This is a genomic window from Rhodoferax sp. TH121, assembly GCF_002251855.1.
Classification (GTDB): Bacteria; Pseudomonadota; Gammaproteobacteria; order Burkholderiales; family Burkholderiaceae_C; genus Allorhodoferax.
Map to the genome: position 1 here is coordinate 596,041 of NZ_NOXW01000021.1, position 24,437 is coordinate 620,477.

Sequence of the window (24,437 nt, forward strand, 5' to 3'; positions counted from 1 at the left end):
GAAAAAGCCGCCTTGAGCCAAGGCGGCTTTTTGTGAGAGCGCGGTTGCGACGTTCAACGGCATGAAACCATTATGCATGAGCAAAATGGCGCTGTTGTTCTGCTTGTGCCGCAAAACAACAGCAGGAAAATCAGGCGGCTTTCTTCAGCGCCTTGACCGCCTTGAGCACGTCGTCCACATGCCCAGGAACCTTGAGGCCGCGCCATTCTTCTTTCAGAACGCCATCAGCACCTACCAAGAAGGTACTGCGTTCAATGCCTTTGACCTTCTTGCCATACATGATCTTGTTTTTGACCACGCCGAACATGTGGCACATTTTTTCTTCGGTGTCGGCAATCAGTTCGAAGGGCAACTCCAACTTCGCCTTGAACTCGTCGTGGGACTTCATGTTGTCGCGGGAGACACCGAATACTTCGGCTCCGGCTTTGACGAAGTCTTTGTACTTGTCGCGGAATTGCATGGCTTCGGTGGTGCAGCCGGGGGTGTTGTCCTTGGGGTAGAAGTACAGCACCATGGTTTTTCCGACGTGGGTGGTGTTGGTCACCTTGATGCCGCCGGTGGCGTTGGCTTCAAATTCGGGCAGGGGTTTGTTGACAACGATCGCCATAGGGTATTTCAGTCTCGCGTGCTTGATGTGTCAGTCGTAGTGCGGGGCGCCAAACGTGACAGCAATTCGTCGCCCCAGACCGCAACCCGCAATTTTACTCTGAAATGGCTACCGCCCTGCCACCAATTGCTAGTGGATTCCCTAGACCAACAGGGCGGCCACGACCTTGCGGCCCTCGCCGGCCAGGAAGTTGTAGGTGCGACAGGCGGCCTGGGTGTCCATGGTTTCCACGCCAATGCGTCGACCGTACAGGGCTGTCAGCCACTGGGGGGGCGGAAACTGGATGCGCTCGCCGCTTCCGAACAGCACCAGTTCGGGGGCCAGTTCGGCCAATTCGTCGAAATGTGTACCCTCAAGCCCTGAGAAGCTGGGGCTTCCCCACGGTCGGCAAAAACCCTCGCTGCTGACCAGCAGGCTGGTGCGGTGCTGCTCACCGTTGACAGCCACCCAGCCCGGTCCATAGCCGGTGATGGACAGGCCTTGCGCGTTGTCTGGGATGAATTTCATGGTGGACGGTGATTGCGCTGGTGCGCTAAGCGGTTGAATGGCAGCGCTCAGGCAGGAGATTGCCCAGCGTTCTGTGGTCAAATTATAGGTTTCACCCTGTGTAGCCACCTCCCGGAGGGACTTTGAAAACCATTCAGAAATCTGCCAAGCTGGCCAATGTGCTCTATGACATCCGCGGTCCCATCATGGACGCGGCGCGTCAGATGGAGGACGAAGGCCAAAAGATCATCAAGCTCAATTTGGGCAACTTGGCGGTGTTTGGTTTTGATGCGCCTGAAGAAATCCAGCAGGACATGATCCGCAATCTGCCCAACTCGGCAGGTTATTCGGATAGCAAGGGCATCTTTGCGGCGCGCAAGGCGGTGATGCATGAGACCCAAAAGCAGGGCGTTGCGGGCGTTACGCTCGATGACATCTATCTGGGCAACGGCGCCAGTGAGCTCATCACCATGGCGACCAACGCGCTGCTGGACAACGGCGACGAGCTGCTGCTGCCCATGCCCGACTACCCGCTGTGGACTGCGGCCACGAGTCTGTCAGGTGGTACACCGGTGCATTACCTGTGCGACGAAGCCAATGGCTGGATGCCCAATCTGGATGACATCCGCGCCAAGATCACGCCGCGCACCAAGGGTATTGTGGTCATTAATCCCAACAACCCCACTGGCGTTCTGTACTCGGACGAGTTGCTCAAGGGCATTATCAACATTGCCCGCGAGCACGGCCTGGTGATTCTGGCGGACGAGGTATACGACAAGGTGCTGTACGACGGCATCAAGCACACCGCGATGGCCAGCCTGTCCACCGACGTGCTGACGCTGACCTTCAATTCGCTCTCCAAGAGCTACCGCTCTTGCGGCTATCGCGCGGGTTGGCTGGTGGTATCGGGCGACAAGAAGGCCGCTTCGGACTACATCGAGGGCCTGAACATGCTCTCGAACATGAAGTTGTGCTCCAACGTGCCGGGACAGTGGGCCATCCAGACGGCGCTGGGCGGCTACCAGAGCATCAATGACTTGGTGTGCGAAGGTGGGCGACTGCGCCGCCAGCGTGATCTGGCCTTTGAGCTGATTACCGCCATCCCCGGCGTGAGCTGCGTGAAGCCCCAGGCTGCGCTCTACATGTTTCCCAAGCTGGACCCCAAGGTGTACCCCATCTCGGATGACCGCCTGTTTTTCCTGGAGCTGCTGCGCGAGACCCGCGTGATGCTGGTGCAGGGCACGGGTTTCAACTGGCAACAGCCCGACCATTTCCGCATTGTGTTTTTGCCCCACGAGGACGACCTGCGCGAGGCCATCGGTCGCATAGCCAAGTTCCTGGAGCAGTACCGAGCCCGCAACGGCAGCTGATTCACTCTGATTTTGATAGCGGCTCGCGCAGCATTTGCGAGAGCTAGAAGCCTTTTTACCTGATAAATATATGAAACCGATACAAGTGGGCATCATGGGCCTGGGCACCGTGGGCAGCGGTGTGTTCAATGTCCTGCAGCGCAACCAGGAAGAGATCAAGGGCCGCGCTGGCCGCGGCATCGAGGTGACCATGGTGTCGCGCCGCAACTCCGCACTGGCCAAGGACATCGTGGGCGACAAGGCGGTAGTGGTGGCGGATGCGCGCGAGATCATCCGCAACCCCGATATCGACATCGTGGTCGAACTCATCGGCGGCTACACGCTGGCCAAAGACTTGGTGCTCGAAGCCATTGCCGCAGGCAAGCACGTGGTCACCGCCAACAAGGCGCTCTTGGCCGTGCATGGCACCGAGATTTTTGCAGCCGCCTCTGCCAAGGGAGTGATGGTGGCGTTCGAGGCCGCCGTGGCCGGTGGCATTCCCATCATCAAGGCGCTGCGCGAAGGCCTGACCGCCAACCGTGTGCAGTGGATCGCCGGCATCATCAACGGCACCACCAACTTCATCCTGTCCGAAATGCGTGACAAGGGGCTGGACTTTGATGTGGTGCTGAAGGAAGCGCAACGCCTGGGCTATGCAGAAGCCGACCCCACCTTCGACATCGAAGGCGTGGACGCTGCGCACAAGCTCACTCTGATGAGCGCCATTGCCTTCGGCATTCCCGTGCAGTTCGACAAGGCCTATGTGGAAGGCATCACCCAGCTGGGCTCGGCCGACATCAAGTACGCCGAGCAACTGGGCTATCGCATCAAACTGCTGGGCATCACCAAGCGCATGGCCAATGGCATCGAGCTGCGCGTACACCCCACGCTGATTCCGGCCAAGCGCCTGATTGCCAATGTGGAAGGCGCCATGAACGCCGTGGTGGTCAACGGCGACGCCGTGGGTACCACGCTGTATTACGGCAAGGGCGCAGGCTCCGAGCCCACCGGCAGCGCCGTGATTGCCGACCTCGTGGATATCACTCGCCTGCACACCGCCGATGCGGCGCAGCGCGTGCCGCACCTGGCCTTCCAACCCGGTGCCATGAGCAACACGCCCATCCTGCCCATGGGGGAGGTGGTCACCAGCTACTACCTGCGCCTGCGCGTGGCCGACGAGGCCGGTGTGCTGGCCAAGGTTACCGGAATCCTGGCCGAGGCCGGCATCAGCATCGACGCGGTGCTGCAGCGCGAAGCTGATGAAATCAGTGGCGAAGCGGGTACCCAAACCGACGTGATCATCCTCACGCACGACTGCGCCGAAGCCAAGATGAACGCCGCCATCGCCCATATGCAGGGCCTGCCCACCGTGCTGGCGCCGATTACCCGCATCCGCAAAGAGGAGCTGAACTGATGCATTACCTCTCTACCCGTGGCAACCCCGACCGCAAGCGCTTCTGCGAAATCCTGCTCGAAGGCCTGGCGCCCGATGGCGGCCTGTACCTGCCTGAAAGCTATCCGCAGGTCGACGACGCCACACTGACGCGCTGGCGCAATGTTTACCATGAGCAAGGCTACGCCGAGCTGGCGTTTGAAATCCTTTCTCTCTACGTGGATGACATTCCCGCCGCCGACTTGCGCGCCTTGTGCGCCAAGACCTACACCGCCGAGGTGTTTGGCACCGGCGAGATTGTGCCGCTGCGCCACCTGGAAGACGGCGTGTGGATCGAAGCCTTGTCCAACGGCCCCACGTTGGCCTTCAAGGACATGGCCATGCAGTTGCTGGGCAACCTGTTCGAATACGAACTGGGCCGTCGTGGTGAAGAGCTCAACATCCTGGGCGCCACCAGCGGCGACACCGGCAGCGCGGCTGAATACGCCATGCGCGGCAAAAAGGGCGTGCGCGTCTTCATGACCAGCCCGCACGGCCGCATGAGCCCCTTCCAGCAGGCGCAGATGTTTAGCCTGCAAGACGCCAACATCCACAACATCGCCATCAACGGCGTGTTCGATGATTGCCAGGACATCGTCAAGGCGGTGTCCAACGACCTGGACTTCAAGCGCAAGTACAAGATTGGCACCGTCAATTCCATCAACTGGGCCCGTCTGCTGGCGCAGGTGGTGTACTACTTTGCGGGCTACATCCAGGCCACGGAAAGCAACACCCAAAAGGTGAGCTTCGCCGTGCCCTCGGGCAACTTCGGCAACGTCTGCGCTGGCCATGTGGCGCGGCAGATGGGCCTGCCGATTGCCAAGCTGGTGGTCGCCACCAACGAGAACGACGTGCTCGACGAGTTCTTCCGCACGGGCGTCTACCGCGTGCGCGGCACCGCCGATACGCACGAGACTTCCAGTCCCTCCATGGACATTTCCAAGGCCAGCAACTTCGAGCGCTTTGTGTTCGACCTGCTGGGCCGCGACGGTGCGCGCACCAAGTCCTTGTTTGGCGAAGGTCTGGCCAAGACCGGTCAGTTTGACCTGAGCGCGGATCCGGTGTTTGCGCAAGCAGCCAGCCTTTACGGTTTTGTCAGCGGCAAGAGCGTGCATGCGGACCGCCTGCGCACCATCCGCGAGACCTTTGAGCAGCACGGCATGGTGATTGACACCCATACGGCCGACGGCCTGAAGGTGGCGCTGGAGCAGCGCACTGAGGGCGTGCCCATGGTGGTGCTGGAAACCGCGCTGCCTATCAAGTTTGCGGGCACCATCGTGGAAGCCCTGGGCCGCGAACCCGAGCGCCCCGCCAAGTTCGAAGGTATTGAGGCGCTGCCCAAGCGCGTCAAAGTGATGGATGCTGACGTGGACGCCATCAAGGCGCTGGTGGCTGCCGAGTGCGGCTACTGAACCGAATAAGAATGAAATAGCTGTGTAAGCCGCATGGATTGTGCGTAAGCAGCTATATAAACCATAGCAAATCACCGCATGTCCACCGCCCCCCGCAAACCCCTGATGCCTCTGGACGATGCGCTGGCCCAGCTGCTGGCCAGCGTAGCGCCCCTCACTCAGACCGAAGCCTTGGCCACTGGCGATGCTGATGGCCGCGTGCTGGCGCAGGCCATCGTCTCGGGTCTGCAGGTACCGCCGTGTGACAACAGCGCCATGGATGGTTATGCGGTGCGTGTCGACGACGTGCTGGCCGCACAGGGGGCCTTGCCGGTGTCCCAGCGCATTGCGGCCGGCAGCGTTGGGACGCCTTTGCAGCCCGGTACGGTGGCCCGCATCTTCACCGGTGCACCGGTGCCTCCGGGGGCTGACGCGGTGGTGATGCAGGAGGAATGCGTGGTGGTGGATGCCGCTGACGCCGCCTCCGCTCACGTACAGATCCACAGCACTCCGCTGCCGGGCCAGAACATCCGCCGCTCGGGTGAAGACGTGGCCCGTGGCGATGTGGTGCTGGCCGCTGGCGCCCGCCTGGGGCCCGCCGCCCTGGGGCTGGGCGCCAGCGTGGGCATGGCCCAGCTGCAGGTGGTGCGCAAGCCGCGTGTGGCGCTGTTCTCCACGGGGGACGAGCTGGTGCTGCCCGGCACCGTGCCGCCCGAGCAGATGCCGCCCGGTGCCATTTACAACTCCAACCGCTTTTTCCTCAGCGCCATGTTGCGCCGCCTGGGTTGCGAGGTGACGGACTTGGGCATCGTGCCCGACCGGCTGGATGCCACGGTGGAAGCCTTGCAGCAGGCTGCGGCCAGCCATGACCTAGTGCTGACCAGCGGCGGCGTATCGGTGGGCGAAGAAGACCACATCAAACCTGCCGTGCAGTCCCTGGGCCAGCTGGACCTGTGGCAAATCGCCATCAAGCCCGGCAAGCCGTTTGCGCACGGCCGCATCGGCGCTGCGCATTTCATCGGCCTGCCTGGCAATCCGGTGTCCAGCTTCGTGACCTTTGTGTTGCTGGTGCGGCCTTTCTTGCTGCGCATGCAGGGTGTGCAGGATGTTGCTATGAAAAGCATAGCTGCTCGCGCAGATTTTGATTGGCCTAGAGCCGAAAAGCGCCGTGAATTCCTGCGTGTGCGGCGCAACGAGCAGGGTGGCCTGGAGCTCTTCACCAACCAAAGCTCCGGGGTGCTGACCTCTGCGGTGTGGGGCGATGGTCTGATCGACACCCCGCCGGGCGAGCCCATTCACTACGGTGCCACCGTGCGCTACATCCCGTTCAGCGAGTTGCTGGCATGAACATCACCCTGCGTTACTTTGCTTCCGTGCGCGAGGCCATGGGCACCGGCACGGAGCAGTTGGACACCGCAGCTACCACACTGGCCGCATTGCGTGCCGAGCTGGTAGCGCGCGGTGGTGCTGGCGCCGACGCCCTGGCGCCCGGCCGCGCGGTGCGCATGGCGCTGGACCAGGTGATGAGCCCCGAGTCGGCGCCGCTCACGCCGGGCTGCGAAGTGGCGTTTTTCCCGCCGGTTACCGGGGGCTGACCTCCAGCGCCGCACTGAGGGCCACCAGCCGCTCGGTGAGCGCTTGGGAGGCAACCGTCATCGGTGCGCGCAGGCCAGCCTGCAGCAGCCCCTGATGCGCCAGCAGCGCCTTCACCGGCGCCGGGTTGGGCTCCGCAAACAGTGCTTCGATCAAGGGTTGCAGCGGCCGCCACAGCGTTTGCGCGGCCTCCAGTTCTCCACGTAGCACGTGCTGCATCAGCGCCACCAGGCGCGCCGTGTGCACATGGCCACTGGCGGCAATCGCGCCGGTACCGCCCAATGCCAGGGTGGTGAAGATGTTGGCATCGTCCCCCGCCAGCACCTGCAGCTGCCCATCGGCAATTAGCGCCTGGGTCTTGGCCATATCGCCGCCGCAATCCTTGATGCCCACGATGTTGGGGTGCTGGGCCAAGGTACGCAGTGTGGACAGGCTCAGGGTCACGCCGGTACGTGCGGGAATGTCGTAGACCAATACCGGCTGCGCGCTGGCATCGGCAATGGCGGTGAACCACTGCAGCAGCCCGGCCTGCGAGGGGCGGATGTAGTGCGGCGCCGGCACCAGCAGACCCGCCAGGCCGCGGCTGCCCAGGGTGCGCACCCAGTCCAGCGTATCGGGCAGGTGGTAGCCCGACAAGCCCATCACCCGTGGCAGGTCCGGCGCAGCCTGGGCCACCGTATCGAAGACGGCCAATTGCTCCTCGGCACCTAGCGCGGCAGCCTCGCCCGTGGAGCCACACACCACGATGCCAGCAATGCCCTGGGGCTCCAAGTGTTGCACCAGTTGGCGCAGGGCCGTGTGGTCCACGGCGTTGTCTTGAAAGGGAGTGACCAATGGAATCCAGAGGCCGGAGAAGATGTGAGAGGAAGCAGTAGCGTGCACGTAAACATCCTTTGCAGAAACACGACCGATGGAAAGAACCATCGTCAGCTGCGCGGCGGGGTGCGGAAAACGGGGGAGGGGTGTTGTTCGCAGTTCCATCGCTCATCTGAGGACGGAACCGCAGCTCCGGTCAAATGAGCTTGGGTTTTTTGGATTTGTTCGCAGCCACCACACGTGCGCCGACCAGGGTCAAAGTGGCCGTGGCGAGGAGTGCGGTACATGCGAACATGGGCCACATGCTAGCACGGTGCCACAATCTGGCCATGCCTTTCGATGTCTCCACTGTCCCCCGTGTCCGTATCCAGCCACAACCCTTCGATGTGGCGCAGGAAATTGCTGCCCTGCAGGCCGGTGACCCGCGGGTTGGCGCCGTCTGCACCTTTGTGGGCACGGTGCGCGACCGCAATGCACCCGGTGCTGCAGGTTCGGTGCAGACTCTGGAGTTGGAGCACTACCCCGGCATGACCGAGAAGTCCATCGAGGCCATGGTAGATGACGCGTTTGCGCGGTTTGACATTCTGGGCGCCCGCGTGGTGCACCGGGTCGGCGTGCTGCGGCCCACCGACGGGGTGGTGCTAGTGGCAGTGACCTCGGCGCACCGGGGCCAGAGCTTCCAGGCCTGCGAGTTCCTGATGGACTACCTCAAGACCCAGGCCCCGTTCTGGAAAAAAGAGCAAACCCCTGAGGGCGCGCATTGGGTGGATGCCCGGGTGAGTGACGACGAGGCCCTGGCCCGCTGGGGTATCGAGGCGCGTAACGCTTAATCTACCTGCGCCAAAAAGCGTAGCACGCGGAGCCTGAAAACAGGCGTTTCGGGCCTGATCCTCCTACAATTGGTAACAGATTGAAGCGGTGCGCCCTTGGCCCCGCCTGGTTCCCGATTGAGCGCATTGAACAAGGTTGGACATGGACCTCCGGCGACTCGCACTGCGGCTATGGGTAGGAGTGGCGTTTACGCTTTGGAGTGCCTGGGCGTGCGGCGCAGCCTTGCCCGTGGAATACCGCTGCGACCTTCCGTCGATCCAGCAAATATTGGCCCAACCCGCCACGGGCTGGATTGCCGCCTCCGATGGCAAGGTGCCGGTGGACCCGGATGGCGGGGCCTGCTGGGTTCGTATCGCGCGGCTGCCCTCCGGCCAGGCCCAGGAAACCCCGCCTTGGTTGTCTTTCGCGGACTTGAATGTCCAGCGCGTCAACATTGCCTTGTTCGATGCCCAAGGCAAACCTTTGGGGCAGGCTTTGCGCCTAGGGCCCAGCAACGGGGCGATTGTCACTGGCTTGCGTGCCTTGTTTCCGCCCGCTGCAGCGACGTTTCCGCTCTATGCGCGTTTTGAGCCCGCCCTGGGGGCCTTGGCCTACCCGGGATTGGCACGCACCCTGTTGGTGGAGGCGGTGGCACCTGAAGAAAGCTTGCGTGACGAACACGGAACCGATCTGCTCAACCACAGTGGCGCGGTGTTCCTATTCACCACGGCGCTGGTGGCCTTGTTTTTCGGCATCACGCTGCGAGACCTGAACTACGCCATTTATGCGCTCTATGCCAGCGTGCAGTCGCTGACCATCTTTACCAAGAGTGGCCTGCCTTTTGTGCTCGATGTCAGTTCGCCGCTGTGGCTCAACGCCTGGATCTTCAATTACTTGGTAGGCGTGCTGTCGGTGTTGCTCAGCGTCCGCTTTGGGCGCTTTGCCAAGCACAGTCCCCGTACCACCAAGGTGGCCTACGGTGTTGCGGTGTTGTTTGCCAGCATGATTCCCTTGCACTACCTGTTGCCAAGCTTGGCCACGGTGTTGATCTATGGCTTGGTGCCACTGCATTTTCTGGTGCTGCTAACGGGCAATTGGCGTGGCTGGCGTGGGGGGGAGCGTGGTTGTGGCATTTTGTTGCTCGGGCTCACTCCCATTGCCATCTACTGGCTGACCTTTTTGCTCTACAGCGTGGTGCTGCGGGAGCCCATGCCCTCTGCGGTCGCGTTGGGTTCGACGTTTGATTTTGCGCGCACCATGCTGCTGCCGATCGCGTTTTGCTACGGCATTGCCGACCGCACACTGCGCCTGCAGCGCGAGACGGCTCGCATGGCGCGTTTTGATGCGCTTACGGGGCTGCTCAACCGTGAGGGGGCGCGGCAGTATGGCCAGTTGCGCATCGACCGAGGGGAAGTGCCCGCGGCCTTGATGCTCAACGTGGAGCGTTTTCACGCCATCAACGAAACGCTGGGCCCCACGCTGGGGGATCAGATACTCAAGGAGACTGGCCGCCGCTTGCAGGCCGTTTGCAAGGTCCACACAGCCGCCTGCGTAGGACGCATGCATGCAGACCAGTTCTGTCTGGTGTTTCCCAGCGATATCAGCCTTGCCGCCATGCGCGAAGAAGTGGACTACGCATTCAACAGCCCTGCAGAAATTGAAGGACAGGCCGTGGATATCACGCTCGCGGTTGGTGTGGCACTGCCGCCCGCAGACAACACCACCATGGCACAGCTGCTGCGCAACGCCGAAATTGCCTTGGATGCAGGGCGGACCCAGCACCGCAACTGGCTGATGTACCAGCAGGAAATGGAGACCAGCCAGCGCGCCGACCTGGATTTGTTGTCTGAGCTCAAGCGGGCTGTGGAACAGAATGAGTTGCGCCTGTACCTGCAACCCAAGGTGCGCCTGAGCGACGGCACCGTAGGCAGCGCTGAGGCCTTGGTGCGCTGGGAGCACCCGCGCCGCGGCATGATTCCGCCGGGCGACTTTGTGCCCTTTGCCGAGAAGACGGGGCGCATCACACTGCTTACGCGCTGGGTGTTGGAGCATGCGATGCGCTTGGCAGCCAGTTACCGCGCCCAAGGGCGCCCGCTGCAGATTTCGGTCAACCTCTCCACCTTCGACTTGGGCGAGACCGGCTTTGCAGCCCGTACCGCCATCCTCGCGCTTGAGATGGGGGCGGAGCCAGGTGATATCCGCTTCGAAATCACCGAAAGCGGCGCCATGCAGGACCCGGCTTCAGCACTGGAGGTCATGAACGCACTGCGCGCCAGCGGCTTCAGTTTGTCGATTGACGACTTTGGCACGGGCTACTCCTCGTTGGCGTATTTGCAAAAAATGCCGGTGGCCGAGCTGAAAATCGATCGTGCTTTTGTGCGCCATGTGCGCCCGGGCACCGATGGCGCTGCGCTTTTGGAATCCACCATTGCCATGGGCCATCGCCTGGGGCTTACGGTGGTGGCCGAAGGGGCAGAGGACGCAGAGGAGTGGTCATTGCTGCGTGCGATTGGCTGCGACTATGCGCAGGGCTGGTTTGCCGCAGCGCCCATGCCGGTGCCCGAATTTGATCGCTGGTGCGAGACCCAGCTGCCTTTTGTGCGCTGAACTTAAAAAACTATTCAGGGAGATGTGCCATGCATTGGCTGTCACACGGTGTGGAGCAACTGATTGCCAGCACCCAGGAAGAGGGCTATGCGCCCGAGGTGGTCGTGGTCGGGTCCGGTTACGGTGGCTCTGTCGCCGCTTTGCGTTTTGCCGAACATGGCTACAGCGTAGCCGTGCTGGAGCGCGGCTCGGAGTATGTGGCCGGCGAGTTTCCGACCGACTTTGGCCAGTTCGGCGGCTTTGTGCGCGCCGAGGTGGGTGGCAATGCTGATCGCGCCCAAGGCCCTTCGGCTATCGGCTATGAGGACGCACTGTTTGATTTTCGGGTGGGAACGCGCGCCACGGCCCTTGTCGGCAACGGCCTGGGTGGCGGCAGCCTGATCAATGCCGCTGTAGCGCTGCGCCCCGATGCACGGGTGTTTCAGCAAGAGGCCTGGCCAGCGCCGCTGCGCGACGCTTCACTGGATGCCGATTACGCGCGTGCTGCACAGGTGCTGGAGGTTCAGTCGCCTGAAGCCCAGCGTGCCTCACCGGCGTGCGTGCCGCAACACACCCTCAAGTACCAACGCATGCAAGAGATTGGCCAGGCCGCAGCCGACCGTTTTGGCAGCAGCCGCCTGCAGGTCCGCACCGAGGACGTGTCCCTGGCCATCGAGTTCCGGGCCCAGGCCCCAGCAGCTTTGGGCCCGCGCGATGCGTGTGTGGGCTGCGGTGACTGTTGCTCGGGTTGCAACCACAATGCCAAGCTCAGTCTGGACAAGACCTACCTGCCGCGCGCCGCACAAGCAGGCGCACGCATGTTTACCGGCGTCAGCGTGTTGTACGTGCAACATCGCCCTGATGTGGCCCACCCCGGGCGGGACTGGGAGGTGCACTGCGTGCGCACCACCGAACGCGGCGCCTGGGAACAGTCCTTTGATGCGCCTGAAGGCCCTCTGAACCTTGCGTACGAGTTTGTGCTGCGTACCGGCCGCGTCGTACTCAGTGCCGGAACCTTTGGCTCCAGCGAAATCCTGCTGCGCTCCCGTGCGCACGGGCTGCCCGTGGCCCACAGCTGGTTGGGCAAAGGCATTTCTGCCAACGGCGACGACCTCAGCGCAGCCTACGACATGGACGACCAGGCCAACGCCGTGGGCGAGGGCAGTGGCACGGTGCGCCCAGCGGGTGACAAAGTCGGGCCCACGATCAGTTCGGTGATCCGCTTTCACGACACACAAGACCACACCCAGAGCACCGTCACGGAAGACGGTGGCATTCCTGGCATGCTCGCGCCTATCGTGGGCGAAGCTTTGGCCACCCTGGGGGTGTTGCCGCAGTTGGCGCGATTCGGTGTGCGCCAATCTGGCGAGCGCGACCCTTTGGTCGCAGACCCGTTGCGCACAGCACGCAGCCTGGTCATGCTGGGGATGGGGCACGACAGCTCGGCCGGACGGGCCCACTTGGCCAAGCCACAGTCGCGCATTGCCTGGTCTTGGGAGCTGGGTGCGCAAGACCCGGCCCCAGGCCTGCACCGCAGCCGGGCGGCGAGTGTCGAGGGCGTCGGGGCCGAGTTCTTGCCCAACCCCGCCACCGGAGTACTGCCCGACAAAATTGCCAGCGTGCTCAGTGGCCCCAAGGCCGAACCCAGCTGGATCACCGTGCACCCGTTGGGGGGATGCCGCATGGCCGCATCGCCCGCACATGGCGTAGTCAACCACCAAGGCCAAGTCTTCTTGCCCGATGGCAGCGTGCACACCGGCTTGGTCGTGGTGGACGGCTCTGTGATCCCCACCTCGCTGGGGGTGAACCCTTTGCTCACCATCACTGCGCTGGCAGAGCGCGCCTGCCGCTTGCTGCTGCAAGACGAACCGGCCCGGGCGCCGCAAACACGCACTTTGCCCCCGCACCCGCCCATCGCCCCCACCGTGAAGGCCGGGCCCGATGCTCCCCGCGGGACAGTGTTGGCCGAGGTCTTGCGTGGCCCCTTGCAGCCTGAGCCGGAGGCCGTGCTGCCCTCTTGGTGGCCCACGGGAATCACCTCACCCGCGGCGGCCCTGTTTCTGGAAATGGACGTTGCCGACTGGACCCGGCTGTGGCAAGACCCCAGTCACACCCTGCTGGCATTGCCGGGAAGTGCCACGGCGCGTAGCCTCACCGCCTCGCGGCTGGTGATTGACGCTGCACACGGTCCGTCCACGGTGCTGCATGTCACCGGCGGCACGGTGCAGCTGTTCCGAGCGGCGCCTGAGGGTTTTATCGCTCGCGCCTGCCGCACCTTGCGCGCGGGCTTGACCTACGGGATCGCCCGCTGGTACCCCGACAGCAAGCGACCTAAGGAGGAGGGTGCCCCGAAGCAAAAACTGAAGGATCTGGTCTGGGATGGCCTCAAGCTGCTCTGGCACGCCAGTGCCGCGCGCACCTTTGACTACAGGCTCACGCTCAGCGATGGCGAACGCAGCTGGTACCTGCAAGGCAGCAAGTTGATACAACCTGCCCTGGGCTGGAGTGAACTCTGGGCTTGGGCGCGTAACAAGTGGCAACACGGTGGTTGGCCTGCGCCGCAGCGCCGCAGTGTGTGGGACGAACTCACACAACTCGATGTGCAACTGATGCAGGCCAAGGGCGGGCGTGTGTTAGCCACGGGCCGCCTGACCATGGATGTGCCTGAGATGGTGCGCCGAATTGCGCCGCAAATGAAACCCGGCCCGGACACAGTCAACGGGCTGGCAGCCTTCATCACCTACCCGCTCACCATCCTGCGTTACGTGGTCAGCAGCCGAATGCTGGACTTCCGCCTGCCCGACTACCGCGCCGACCTGCCCGCCGTAGACCCGGCCACACTCCCTGACAACGGCGACTTCGAACTGACCGCCGACCAGTATCCGCCCATCCGTCTGCCCGATGGCCACAGTGTGCAGCCGCAGGCTCCGGTGTGCTTGACCGTGCCCCTGCGTGCGGGGGAGGATGCGTCCGATCCCAAGACCGAAACCATCCGCATCGGTCTGGTGCGCTATGCGCAGCCGCGTGTGGAATCCAGCGTGACCCCGCAGGGCTTGCGGCGATTCAAATCCATCATCCTGCTCAACGGTTTTGCGCAGAACACCTTGCCCTTTGTGGCCGAAGAGCTGGGCGAACGTGCATTGGCGGCCATGCTCTACGCCCAAGGCTGGGACGTGTGGCTACTCGAATACCGCGTCAGTCCCTTTTTGCGCGCCTCGGCCCGGCTCTCCAGCATGGACGACATCGGCGCTTGCGACCTTCCTGCCGCCGTCAATCACGCACTCAGCGTATTGCAGTCCGAGCGCAGTGAGCCAGAGCTTCTGCCCGGCCAGCTCAGCGTGTTTAGCCACTGCGTGGGCTCGGCGTCCACCGCCATGGCCTTGCTGGGTGGCCACCTCATGCACGAGGCGGGCAAGCCCAAGGTGGCCGCCGTGCTGTTTTCGCAGTTCCAGCCTTATGTGATTGGTTCCGTTACCGCTCAGATGCGCTTGCAGGTGGCCTCGCTCATGGTCAATGCCTTGGGTCTGGAGTACGTGAACTTTGCTGCGGGTACGGCCCAGGCGGACGGTCTTCACGCACTCATGGACCGGCTGTTTGCCAGCTTCCATTACGACGAGGCCGAGCGTTGCCCGCACGAACACGACCTGCGTGTGCACCAGCCCGACAGCACCTCCTGCAAGCGCATGGCGGGTTTCCTCAGCCGCCTGTTCCGGCACGACCAGCTGATCGAAAGCCAGCCCGGCCGCCCCGGCACCCACGAGAAGCTGGACCTGTACTTTGGCCGCACTAACCTGGGCGTGTTTTTGCATGGCGCCAAGTGCGTAGAGTACGAACATCTGGTGGACGCTGACGGCCAGAACATCTATGTGACGGACGAAAACGTGCGTCGCTACCTGGGCATGCCTGTCATGTTGCTGCATGGTGCGGACAATGTCCTGTTCGACAAGGAATCCCTGCACGAAACCCAGCGTCAGTTCAGCCGCGCCTTTGGCGGCCAGCGGCTGGCAACAGGTCTCGACCGCTTTTTGGTCGCCCAAGACCACGCCCATTTCGACTGCACCATTGGCAAGCGTGCGCCCGAGGTCATTTTTGCGGAGGTCGTGGACTTCTTCAACAAGGCCCAAGCTGCAGACCTGCCCGAACCCGCTACGCAAAATCGCCTGCGCGCCCGTCTGCCGCGCACCGGACCGCTTACGGGCTGGGTGCGTCGCGAGGGGGCGGATACGGTGGTGCGCGTCTGGATTGAGGTGGACAACTCCCAGGCCGATACGGCTGTGGCGGCCATGACGCTGCTTTCGGTCGGGCGCCAGCGCACGGTGCAAGCCTGGCCACTTGTCAGCAGCCCGCTCGAAGGACTGGTGGGGGTGGCAAAGGATGCATCGCCCGACCAGAGCATTGTGTATGCGGTGGCAGATCTGCGTGTACCGGCTGAATGGCAAGGCGCCATCACCGTGGCCATGGTGAGCCTGCACCGCATTGCGGCCGACGCACCCACCGATACCCCGGCCGACGCACTGCATTGGCCTGCGCTGTGGGGTGCGCCCGTCACGGTGGCCGATGTGGCTCACAGTGGCGGGCGCAGCCCGGTGCCCGCGGTGCCCCCTTCGGCGGAGGCCGCGCATGCGGATTACCGGCACATCCTGGCGCAGGCGCAAGGGGCCGCTGGGTGGGAACTGGCTCCCACCACACGCGCTGTGCCCCATGCGGTAGGGCACGGGGCGCTACAGCCCTTGCCACTCGCATTGACCCTTGCCGACGCGGTGGCCCTGTTGCGCCCCCTAGCGGCTCTGGTGCGTGAGCAGCGTGCTGTGGCCTTGCGCGCGCAGCCCGGCACACTCTCACGCCAGCGCCGCAGCCTGCGCTGGATGCGCGATTGCGTGTTGCGTTTGCAGGGCCAACGGCTCGCGCCACACAACGGTCTGCGTTTCGTGGCAGCCACCTGTCGCCACCCGGGTATTACCGAGCTGGAGGCAGCCCGCAGTGACCACACCCTGCAGCAACTGGCCGCACGCCAGCGGCAGGCTCCCGCCTCGCTGATGTGGATGCTGGGCGACCAGATTTACGCTGATGCACGCGCCGGTCTGGCGTCCAGCGCCTCGCCCATCGAATCGCTGTTGCCGCGCTACCGCGAGGCCTTTGGCTCGCCGGGCTTCCGGCAACTGGCGCGCAGCCTGCCGCTTTACATGGCCATGGACGACCACGAGATTGCCGACAACTGGAGCCGTGACGAAGAACGCCTGGGCTTGGCCCGTGCGGTACTTACACGAAACGCCTTGAGCGCCTTTGCCGCATTCCAGCGTGCCCATGGCCCGGCCCCGCTAGGGCCGCAGGGGCACGATGGGGCGGTGTCGCACACGGCAGCGGCATTTCTCTCGCTCAACACCCGCGTGCACCGCAACCGCGCACTCGGCACACAGCGGCGCTTGCTGGAACCCGGTCAGTGGCCGGTGCTGGAGGCTTGGCTGCTGCAGGAGCAGGCGCGTGGTAACCATGCCAAGTTCATCGCCACCGGCGCCGTGCTGGCACCTGGGCTGGTGCAAGGGCTGGGCCGGCCCTCGCCAAGGTCGACTGACAACTGGCAGTTCGCCGAAGGCGACCGCCAACGTGTGCTCGACTTCATCGCTACGCAGCGCATCAGCAACGTGGTGTTCCTGTCGGGCGACTACCACTGCGCAGCCAGCGCCACCATTGTGTTCAGCCACAGCCCGGTCAAGGCTTATGCACTGGTCACGCCACCGCTGCACGCGCCGCTGCGTTTTGCCAACGTGGCCGCCAGCGATGTGCTGGCACAAGAGACCGTGCCGCTGGCAGGCGGTAACGCGCAGATTGAGGCGCAGGCCTGGAATGGCGACGGTTGGCTGGAGTGCGAACTGGCGCCACAGCCCGGTGGCGGCCAGCAGCTGCGCGCCAGTTTCAGCATGCGCCGCTTCGATGTGGCCACGCCAGATCAGGTGCAGGTCGACTGGCTCTTGGGCTAAGCGTGCTGGGGATTGGCCCGGCGTTTGATGTGGGTCAAACTCTGGACCAATGCCCGCTGGCGCTGGGGGGGCGGGCCTTGAAATGGGGCACCATGGCCCCAAGCTGGAAGGCATCTGAATCACAGTCGCGGGAGCAGCAATGCGAATCGAAAAACTCACTACCAAATTCCAAGAAGCCTTGAGCGAAGCCCAAAGCCTGGCCTTGGGCAATGACAACCAGTACATCGAACCGGTGCACTTGCTGGCGGCCATGATTCGAGTGGACGATGGCCCCAAGGCACTGATGAACCGCGCTGGCGTCAATGTGGCCGGTTTGCTGGCGTCGGCTGAGGCTGCGATCAAACGCCTGCCCCAGGTGCAAGGGCACGAGCAGGTGACGGTGGGCCGCGACATGGTGAGCCTGCTGCAGGCGGCGGAGAAGGAATCCATCAAGCGTGGCGACCAGTTCATCGCGGGCGAGCTGTTCTTGCTGGCGCTGGCCGACCACAAGGGCGACGCCGGCAACCTGGCCCGCGCCAACGGCCTGACCCGCAAGAGTCTGGAGGCAGCCATCGATGCCGTGCGCGGTGGCCAGGCTGTGGACAGTGCCGATGCCGAAGAGCAGCGCGAGTCGCTCAAAAAATACTGTATCGACCTGACCGAGCGCGCCCGCCTGGGCAAGCTGGACCCCGTGATTGGCCGCGACGACGAGATCCGTCGCGCCATCCAGGTACTGCAGCGCCGTACTAAAAACAACCCCGTGCTGATTGGCGAACCCGGTGTCGGCAAAACCGCCATTGTCGAAGGCCTGGCCCAACGTATCGTGGCCGGTGAGGTGCCCGACAGCCTGAAGGGCAAGCGTGTGCTGAGCCTGGATATGGCGGCACTGCTGGCCGGTGCCAAGTTCCGCGGCGAGTTTGAAGAACGCCTGAAGAATGTGCTCAAAGACCTGGCCAAGGACGAAGGCCAGACCATCGTGTTCATCGACGAGCTGCACACCATGGTGGGTGCTGGCAAAGGCGAGGGCGCCATGGACGCCGGCAACATGCTCAAGCCCGCGCTGGCGCGCGGCGAGCTGCACTGCGTGGGCGCCACCACGCTGGACGAATACCGCAAGTACATCGAAAAAGACGCCGCGCTGGAGCGCCGCTTTCAGAAAATTCTGGTGGGCGAGCCCACGGTGGAAGCCACCATCGCCATTCTGCGCGGCCTGAAAGAGCGCTATGAGGTCCACCACGGTGTGGACATCACCGACCCGGCCATCGTGGCTGCGGCCGAGCTGTCCAACCGCTACATCACCGACCGCTTTTTGCCCGACAAGGCCATTGACCTGATCGACGAAGCGGCCAGCAAGATCAAGATCGAGTTGGACTCCAAGCCCGAGGTCATGGACAAGCTCGATCGCCGCCTGATCCAGTTGCAGATCGAGCGCGAAGCCGTGAAGCGCGAGAAAGACGAAGCCTCGCTCAAGCGCCTGGAGCTGATTGACGAAGAGATCCAATCCTTGCAAAAGGAAATTGCGGACCTGGATGAAATCTGGAAGGCAGAAAAAGCCACGGCCCAAGGCAGCGCCCAGGTGCGTGAAGAGATTGACAAGCTACGCACCCAGATCGAGGGCCTGACCCGCAAGGGCGACCTGGCCAAGGTGGCCGAGCTGCAATACGGCAAGCTGCCCGAGCTGGAAAAGCAGCTCAAAGAGGCCCAGGAAAAAGAGGCTGGCAAGTCCAAAGGCGGCGAAGGTGCCACACGTCAGCTCTTGCGCACCCAAGTGGGGGCTGATGAGATTGCTGAGGTGGTGAGCCGTGCCACCGGCATCCCGGTCAGCAAGATGCTGCAGGGCGAACGCGACAAGCTGCTGCAAATGGAAGACAAGCTGCACGACCGCGTGGTCGGGCAGGACGAGGCCATTGCCGCTGTTGCCAACGCCATCCGCCGTTCACGCTCGGGCCTCTCCGACCCTAACCGTCCGACAGGCTCCTTCCTGTTCCTGGGCCCCACGGGCGTGGGCAAGACCGAGCTGTGCAAGGCGCTGGCCGGCTTCATGTTCGACAGCGAAGAGCACTTGGTGCGCATCGACATGAGCGAGTTCATGGAGAAGCACAGCGTGGCCCGCCTGATTGGCGCGCCACCCGGCTACGTAGGGTACGAGGAGGGCGGCTACCTGACTGAAGCCGTGCGCCGCAAGCCCTACAGCGTGCTGCTGCTGGACGAGATCGAAAAGGCCCATCCGGACGTGTTCAACGTGCTGTTGCAGGTGCTGGACGACGGCCGCCTGACCGACGGCCAGGGTCGTACCGTGGACTTCAAGAACACCGTCATCGTGATGACCAGCAATATCGGCAGCCAGCTCATTCAGAGCATGGTGGGGCAGGACTACGAGGACGTGAAGGACGCGGTGACCGGTGAGCTGAAGAACCACTTCCGCCCCGAGTTTTTGAACCGTATCGACGAGACCGTGGTCTTCCACGCACTGGGTGCTGGCCATATTGCCTCCATCGCCAAGATCCAACTCGCCACCTTGATGGGCCGCTTGGCCAAGATGGACCTGACGCTGGATGTGAGCGAGGCCGCGGTGGCGGAGTTGGCCAAGGTCGGTTTTGATCCGGTGTTTGGTGCGCGGCCGCTGAAGCGCGCGATCCAGCAGCGCATCGAGAACCCGCTGTCCAAGCTGTTGCTGGAGGGTAAGTTCGCGCCCAAGGCCACCATCAAGGTGGGCGTGGACCCCATCCTTGCGCCGGGGGAGTTCAGCTTCGCCTGACGCCAGCCCCCCCAAATGCAAAACGCACCGGAAACGGTGCGTTTTGCATTTGGGGGGGCTTTCAAGGTTTTTCGTTCATCTTGCGGCGGAAGAAGGCGCCAAACCACACCGCCATCGCCACAATAAACGCCAGCACCGCCAAGCTCATGAGGCCGTAGTCAGTGGAAAACAAATCGGACATCAGTTTCATGGTTTTCTCCTAAGTGACCACGCTATCCTAGGCCTGTGGCTGCTGCAGGTTCTGACCTGTATCAACCCCTGTGTCAGGCTGCCGTTGGGGCTGGGGCCATGCTGTTCCATGCGGCACCTGCCTCGGCGGCGTACATCAGGGCGGGGCCGCCGCCCATATAGACACACACGGCCAGCATTTCATCCAGCTCGGCGCGGGTGCAGCCCAGCTTGTGCAGCGCCTTGATGTGAAAGCCGATACACCCCGAGCAATGCTGGGTGATGCCAATGGCCAGAGCTATCAGCTCTTTGTGCTTCGCGCTCACGGCGCCATCGGCCATGGCCGCTTTGGCCAGTTGCCCAAAACCTTGCAGCGCATCAGGCTGCGCCTTGCGCAGGGGGGCCAGGTTGTCGTTGATGTTCTTGATCAGGGTGCTGTGGTCAAAGCTGCTCATGCGGTGCTCCGGAGGCTGAAAACCTCACTGTAGGCAGACAGCGACCGGGGTGCCTTGACCCGGCGCAAACAGGCTGCGATTGCCGTCAAGTTAGCTTGCAGAACGCACGATTTGGTGCCGAATTGGCATCTAGGACCTGTGGATATTGCGTGAGCAGCTATCAAATGTATAGCGATTTGCGGGCACTCAGCCTTGCCACTGAACGCGCCGCGCCAACCGCTCAAACGCCATGTCTGCCGCCACGGCCAGCAGGCCCACCAGCACGGCGCCTTGCAACACGTAGGCGGTGTTGAAGCCGGAGAGGCCGACGATGATGGGGGAGCCCAGCGTCTTGGCGCCCACGGTGGAGGCTATTGCCGCGGTGCCGATGTTGATGATGACGGAGGTGCGCACACCGGCCACCCACAGCGGCAGGGCCAGCGGCACCTGCACCCGCCACAGCCGCTGCCAGGGTGAGAGCCCCATGGCCCGTGCCGACTCCTGCACCGGCCGCGGCACCGACTCCAGCCCGGCCAGTGTGGCCTGCAGCACCGGCAGCAGGCCAAACAGCGACAGCGCCAGAAGCGCGGGCAGCTCACCAAAACCCACCGCAGGCACGGCCACGGCCAACACGGCCACGGGCGGAAAGGTCTGGCCCATGGCGGCGATGGTTTCCAGCAGTGGGCGGAAGGCTCGGCCTGCCGGGCGCGTGGCGGCCAGGCCAGCGGCCGTTCCCAGCAGCACCGACACCGCGCTGGACACTGTCACTAGCCCCAAGTGTTGCCACAGCAAGCTGGCCAGCGGCTCCTGCAGGTAGACCGGGCGCGGCAGCGCAGGGAAAAGGGCGGCAAACAGGGGCTGGCTGTGCGGCAAGCCATAGGCCAGCGCCAGTAGCAGTGCCACTGTCCACGGCAGGCGGTCGGCCCACCAGGCGCGGGCAGGCTGCGGTGCGTTCACCAAGTTCTTAGCCACGGTGCTGCGCTTCCAGCAGATCTGCCGCGCGCACCTGGCCCAGCACCTGCCCGGCAGCACCTACCACGCGCAGCGTGGACACCGCCTGCGCTGCCATGTGCGACAGGGCCTCGCGCACCGTGGCGGTGTCGGCAATCTGAGCAAGGGGCGTGGGCTCGGCCAGCGGCTGCACCAGTGGCGCAATGGGCCGCAGCGAGAGCAGCTTGAGCCCACGGTCGGCGCGGCCCACAAAGTCCGCCACAAAGTCATTGGCTGGCGTCGCCAGCAGCTCCAGTGGCGTGCCTACTTGTTCCACACGGCCCTGGCGCAGCAGCACGATGCGCGTGGCCAGCAGCAGGGCTTCGTCAATGTCGTGCGTCACCAGCACAATGGTTTTGCCAGACGCCTGGTGCACACGTTGGAGCTCCAGCTGCAGCGCGGTGCGCGTCACCGGGTCCAGCGCGCCAAAGGGTTCGTCCATCAGCAGCACATCTGGGTCAGCCGCCAGTGCGCGCGCCACGCCCACCCGCTGCAGCTGCCCGCCCGACAGCTGGTGCGGGTAGCGGTTGCGGTATTGCGCAGGCTCCATCGCAAACAGGGTCAGCAGCTCGGTCACACGCGCGTCAATGCGCTCCGCGCTCCAGCCCAGCAGCTGCGGCACGGTGGCGATGTTACGCGCCACCGTCCAGTGCGGGAACAGGCCCACCGACTGGATGGCATAGCCCATGCGCCGGCGCAGGTCCAGCACGTCAAAGCTGTAGATCTCTTGCCCGTCCAGCAGAATCCGGCCCCCGTCATGGTCCACCATGCGGTTGACCATCTTGAGTGCGGTGGACTTGCCCGAACCCGAGGGCCCGATCAGCACCAGCAGCTCGCCACGCGCAATGTGCAGGTTCAGGTCGGTAATGGCGGGGGCGCCGTCGTAAGACTTACTGGTGTGGTCGAAGGTGATCATGCGGAGGGCGCCTCCAGCAGGGCGCCCAAGGCTTTGAAACCGGCATCGGCCAACACGGCCAGCAGCATGATGGGCAGCACGCCCAGCATCACCAGCTCGTTGGCCGCGCTGAACAGGCCGTCAAACATGATGCTACCCAGGCCCCCGGCACCCACCAGCGCGGTAACAGCAGCCAGGCCCGTGGTCTGCACCACCGCCGTGCGCAGGCCGATGAGCAATACCGGTAGCGCGAGCGGCAGCTCCACCTGCCACAGCACCTGCCAGGGCGCCATGCCCATGGCGCGCGCCGCGGTGGTGGCCGCTACGGGCACCTGCTCCAGCCCGGCCAGCGTGGAGCGGGCGATGGGCAACAGCGCATACAGCAGCAGCGCCAGCACCGCAGGCGCCAGTCCCACACCGCTGATGCCCATTTGCCCCAGCACCGGCGCCTGCGCGGCGGCCCAGGCCAGCGGCGCCATCAGCAAGCCAAACAGCGCAATGGAAGGAATCGTCTGGATCACATTGAGCACGGGAAACAGCGTTTGGCGCAGCCGTGGCGTGCGGGCCATCGCCCAGGCCAGCGGCACGCCAATACCTACGGCGGGCACCGTGGCCAGCAGCACGATCTGCAGATGGCGCAGCACGGCAGCGCCAAACACATCGCTGCGGTTGGCGTACTCTTTGGCGATGGAAAGGTCTTGCCCAACACCCGGTGCGGCCAGTACAGCCAGCAAGGGCAGGGCGGTGGCTGCGAGTACGGCCAGGCGTGCCACGGTGCCCAGCCGCAGCCGTGCTACCGCATCCAGTGCCGCCAGCCAGGCCAGGCTCGCCAGCGTCCAGAAGCCGGCGCCCAGCGCTGTGCGGTGCAGGGGCGATTCGGTGTTTGCCACTTGCTGGGCGTGTGCGCCTGCCAGCAGCCACAGCCCGGCCAGCGTGGCGGCCATGGCCGTTAGCACCAGTGCGTGTGCGGCGCGGCGCTGGGCCTGCAGGGTAGCGAAGAGCAGCACCACAACCGTGAGCGCAGTGACCAGCCAGGCAACATGGCTCTGCAGTACGTTGACCAGGTAAACGGGCTCGCCTGATAGCAGGCGGTTGGGCGCCACGCGCACAAAGGGCAGAGCCCAAGCGGCAGTCAGTGCCAGTGCAGTGCACAGCGCCAGCACCGGGTTGCAGCGCTGGGTAGGCGTATCCGCCACGGCGGCGCTTATTGCAGGAAACCCTTGCTCTGCAAGAAGGTGGTGGCCACCTTGCGTGGGTCCTGTCCTTCCAACTGAATGCGGGCGTTCAGCATTTGCAGCGTGGGGCCGTCCAGCGCCTTGAAGATGGGGGTCAGCACCGTGGCAATGGCTGGGTACTGCTTGAGCACCGCTTCACGCACCAGCGGTGCGGGTGCATACACGGGCTGCACACCCTTGGGATCGTCCATCACTACCAAGCCCAGCGCGGCCACCGGGCCGTCGGTGCCATAGGCCATTGCGGCGTTCACCCCTGAGGTCTTTTCGGCCGCAGCCTTGATGGTGGCCGCCGTGTCGCCCCCGGCCAGCACCAGCGCCTGGTCGGCGCGCAGCTTGAAGCCATAGGCGGCCTGGAAGGCGGGCATGGCATCGGCACGCGCCATGAATTCGGCCGAGGCTGCCAGCTTGAACGTGCCGCCTTTGGCGATGTAGCGGCCCATGTCCTCCAGCGTGCGCAGCTGGTTGGCGCTGGCTACATCACGGCGCACGGCAATCGCCCAGGTGTTGTTGGCATTGGCCGGCTCCAGCCAGACGATTTTGTTCTTCTCCAGGTCCATTTTCTTGGCCAGCTCGTAGCCCGCGCGCAGGCTCTTCCAGGCCTTGTTGCCCTCGTCGCCCAGCATGAATGCACCGTTGCCGGTGTACTCGGGGTAGAGGTCAATCTCGCCGGCCAGCAGCGCCGTGCGCACCACCTTGGTATTGCCCAGCGCCACTTTGTTCTCGGTCTTGATGCCCTTGGCCTCCAGCGCCAGCACGATGATGTTGCCCAGCAGCTTGCCTTCGGTGTCGATCTTGGAGCCCACGCGCACAGGGCCTTGGGCCTGGGCGGCCCAGCTGGCCAGCAGGCTGGCAGCCAGCACCAGCAGGTGGCGACGCATGAAGAGGTGGGAGGTGAACATGGCAGGGCCTTTCAAGTGTGGGCACAGGATA

General features: G+C 63.9%; 18 protein-coding genes. 9 read left to right on the forward strand and 9 right to left on the reverse strand.

Annotated features, from left to right (window positions below; genetic code table 11):
- Nucleotides 1-130 precede the first annotated feature (130 nt).
- Entirely contained in the window at nucleotides 131-607 is a 477-nt protein-coding gene (locus CHU94_RS12875) for a peroxiredoxin (protein WP_094480438.1), read from the reverse strand.
- 141 nt (nucleotides 608-748) lie between these two features.
- A complete protein-coding gene (locus tag CHU94_RS12880; protein ID WP_094480440.1) occupies nucleotides 749-1,114 on the reverse strand; it encodes an Mth938-like domain-containing protein in 366 nt (121 codons plus the stop codon).
- A gap of 122 nt (nucleotides 1,115-1,236) precedes the next feature.
- Between CHU94_RS12880 and CHU94_RS12885 the strand changes: the two genes are divergently transcribed.
- From CHU94_RS12885 to moaD, 5 genes are all read left to right on the forward strand, one after another.
- Nucleotides 1,237-2,463 carry a pyridoxal phosphate-dependent aminotransferase gene (locus CHU94_RS12885; RefSeq protein WP_094480442.1) on the forward strand — a complete coding sequence of 409 codons (1,227 nt, stop codon included), beginning with the start codon at nucleotides 1,237-1,239 and terminating at the stop codon, nucleotides 2,461-2,463.
- A gap of 70 nt (nucleotides 2,464-2,533) precedes the next feature.
- Nucleotides 2,534-3,856, forward strand: a complete 1,323-nt coding sequence (locus CHU94_RS12890) for a homoserine dehydrogenase (protein ID WP_094480444.1) — start codon at nucleotides 2,534-2,536, stop codon at nucleotides 3,854-3,856.
- Nucleotides 3,856-5,286, forward strand: coding sequence for a threonine synthase (thrC, locus tag CHU94_RS12895; protein WP_094480446.1), 1,431 nt, complete (start codon nucleotides 3,856-3,858; stop codon nucleotides 5,284-5,286). Before CHU94_RS12890 ends, thrC begins: the two co-directional genes overlap by 1 nt.
- 78 nt (nucleotides 5,287-5,364) lie before the next feature.
- Nucleotides 5,365-6,612 carry a gephyrin-like molybdotransferase Glp gene (gene glp, locus CHU94_RS12900; RefSeq protein ID WP_094480448.1) on the forward strand — a complete coding sequence of 416 codons (1,248 nt, stop codon included), beginning with the start codon at nucleotides 5,365-5,367 and terminating at the stop codon, nucleotides 6,610-6,612.
- Nucleotides 6,609-6,860 (forward strand): molybdopterin converting factor subunit 1, encoded by a 252-nt coding sequence (gene moaD / locus CHU94_RS12905; RefSeq protein WP_094480450.1) that lies wholly within the window; start codon nucleotides 6,609-6,611, stop codon nucleotides 6,858-6,860. The genes glp and moaD overlap by 4 nt, the downstream gene beginning before the upstream one ends.
- Here moaD and dapA read toward each other — a convergent pair.
- A complete protein-coding gene (gene dapA, locus CHU94_RS12910) occupies nucleotides 6,847-7,740 on the reverse strand; it encodes a 4-hydroxy-tetrahydrodipicolinate synthase (protein ID WP_255033944.1) in 894 nt (297 codons plus the stop codon). The genes moaD and dapA overlap by 14 nt on opposite strands.
- A gap of 263 nt (nucleotides 7,741-8,003) precedes the next feature.
- On the opposite strand from dapA, the gene CHU94_RS12915 reads away from it, so the two are divergent.
- The 4 genes from CHU94_RS12915 (at nucleotide 8,004) to clpB (ending at nucleotide 19,785) form a co-directional block, all read left to right on the forward strand.
- Nucleotides 8,004-8,504 carry a molybdenum cofactor biosynthesis protein MoaE gene (locus tag CHU94_RS12915; RefSeq protein ID WP_094481070.1) on the forward strand — a complete coding sequence of 167 codons (501 nt, stop codon included), beginning with the start codon at nucleotides 8,004-8,006 and terminating at the stop codon, nucleotides 8,502-8,504.
- A 142-nt stretch (nucleotides 8,505-8,646) separates the two neighbouring features.
- Nucleotides 8,647-11,091 (forward strand): bifunctional diguanylate cyclase/phosphodiesterase, encoded by a 2,445-nt coding sequence (locus tag CHU94_RS12920; protein WP_094480454.1) that lies wholly within the window; start codon nucleotides 8,647-8,649, stop codon nucleotides 11,089-11,091.
- Between the two features lie 29 nt (nucleotides 11,092-11,120).
- Complete coding sequence (locus CHU94_RS12925; protein WP_094480456.1) at nucleotides 11,121-17,048, forward strand: alkaline phosphatase D family protein; 5,928 nt, start codon at nucleotides 11,121-11,123, stop codon at nucleotides 17,046-17,048.
- A 139-nt stretch (nucleotides 17,049-17,187) separates the two neighbouring features.
- A complete protein-coding gene (gene clpB, locus CHU94_RS12930) occupies nucleotides 17,188-19,785 on the forward strand; it encodes an ATP-dependent chaperone ClpB (protein WP_094480458.1) in 2,598 nt (865 codons plus the stop codon).
- 61 nt (nucleotides 19,786-19,846) lie between these two features.
- Here the strand turns inward: clpB and CHU94_RS12935 are convergent, their stop codons facing one another.
- The 6 genes from CHU94_RS12935 to CHU94_RS12960 form a co-directional block, all read right to left on the reverse strand.
- Nucleotides 19,847-19,975 (reverse strand): DUF3149 domain-containing protein, encoded by a 129-nt coding sequence (locus CHU94_RS12935; RefSeq protein WP_094480460.1) that lies wholly within the window; start codon nucleotides 19,973-19,975, stop codon nucleotides 19,847-19,849.
- 73 nt (nucleotides 19,976-20,048) lie between these two features.
- A complete protein-coding gene (locus tag CHU94_RS12940) occupies nucleotides 20,049-20,408 on the reverse strand; it encodes a carboxymuconolactone decarboxylase family protein (protein ID WP_094480462.1) in 360 nt (119 codons plus the stop codon).
- A gap of 186 nt (nucleotides 20,409-20,594) precedes the next feature.
- Nucleotides 20,595-21,359 carry an ABC transporter permease gene (locus tag CHU94_RS12945; protein ID WP_255033945.1) on the reverse strand — a complete coding sequence of 255 codons (765 nt, stop codon included), beginning with the start codon at nucleotides 21,357-21,359 and terminating at the stop codon, nucleotides 20,595-20,597.
- Nucleotides 21,352-22,293, reverse strand: coding sequence for an ABC transporter ATP-binding protein (locus CHU94_RS12950; RefSeq protein ID WP_094480464.1), 942 nt, complete (start codon nucleotides 22,291-22,293; stop codon nucleotides 21,352-21,354). Before CHU94_RS12950 ends, CHU94_RS12945 begins: the two co-directional genes overlap by 8 nt.
- Nucleotides 22,290-23,468 (reverse strand): ABC transporter permease, encoded by a 1,179-nt coding sequence (locus CHU94_RS12955; RefSeq protein ID WP_255033946.1) that lies wholly within the window; start codon nucleotides 23,466-23,468, stop codon nucleotides 22,290-22,292. The genes CHU94_RS12950 and CHU94_RS12955 overlap by 4 nt, the downstream gene beginning before the upstream one ends.
- A gap of 8 nt (nucleotides 23,469-23,476) precedes the next feature.
- Complete coding sequence (locus CHU94_RS12960) at nucleotides 23,477-24,406, reverse strand: ABC transporter substrate-binding protein (RefSeq protein ID WP_303396088.1); 930 nt, start codon at nucleotides 24,404-24,406, stop codon at nucleotides 23,477-23,479.
- Nucleotides 24,407-24,437: the final 31 nt, after the last annotated feature.

What these genes read in the sequence shown, in the direction of transcription:
- CHU94_RS12920 (WP_094480454.1), top strand. Translation starts at nt 8,647, where the DNA reads ATGGACCTCCGGCGACTCGCACTGCGGCTATGGGTAGGAGTGGCGTTT.
- CHU94_RS12940 (WP_094480462.1), bottom strand. Translation starts at nt 20,408, where the DNA reads ATGAGCAGCTTTGACCACAGCACCCTGATCAAGAACATCAACGACAAC.
- CHU94_RS12960 (WP_303396088.1), bottom strand. Translation starts at nt 24,406, where the DNA reads ATGTTCACCTCCCACCTCTTCATGCGTCGCCACCTGCTGGTGCTGGCT.
- CHU94_RS12890 (WP_094480444.1), top strand. Translation starts at nt 2,534, where the DNA reads ATGAAACCGATACAAGTGGGCATCATGGGCCTGGGCACCGTGGGCAGC.
- glp (WP_094480448.1), top strand. Translation starts at nt 5,365, where the DNA reads ATGTCCACCGCCCCCCGCAAACCCCTGATGCCTCTGGACGATGCGCTG.
- clpB (WP_094480458.1), top strand. Translation starts at nt 17,188, where the DNA reads ATGCGAATCGAAAAACTCACTACCAAATTCCAAGAAGCCTTGAGCGAA.
- CHU94_RS12880 (WP_094480440.1), bottom strand. Translation starts at nt 1,114, where the DNA reads ATGAAATTCATCCCAGACAACGCGCAAGGCCTGTCCATCACCGGCTAT.
- CHU94_RS12935 (WP_094480460.1), bottom strand. Translation starts at nt 19,975, where the DNA reads ATGAAACTGATGTCCGATTTGTTTTCCACTGACTACGGCCTCATGAGC.
- CHU94_RS12950 (WP_094480464.1), bottom strand. Translation starts at nt 22,293, where the DNA reads ATGATCACCTTCGACCACACCAGTAAGTCTTACGACGGCGCCCCCGCC.
- thrC (WP_094480446.1), top strand. Translation starts at nt 3,856, where the DNA reads ATGCATTACCTCTCTACCCGTGGCAACCCCGACCGCAAGCGCTTCTGC.
- CHU94_RS12875 (WP_094480438.1), bottom strand. Translation starts at nt 607, where the DNA reads ATGGCGATCGTTGTCAACAAACCCCTGCCCGAATTTGAAGCCAACGCC.
- CHU94_RS12925 (WP_094480456.1), top strand. Translation starts at nt 11,121, where the DNA reads ATGCATTGGCTGTCACACGGTGTGGAGCAACTGATTGCCAGCACCCAG.
- CHU94_RS12915 (WP_094481070.1), top strand. Translation starts at nt 8,004, where the DNA reads ATGCCTTTCGATGTCTCCACTGTCCCCCGTGTCCGTATCCAGCCACAA.
- moaD (WP_094480450.1), top strand. Translation starts at nt 6,609, where the DNA reads ATGAACATCACCCTGCGTTACTTTGCTTCCGTGCGCGAGGCCATGGGC.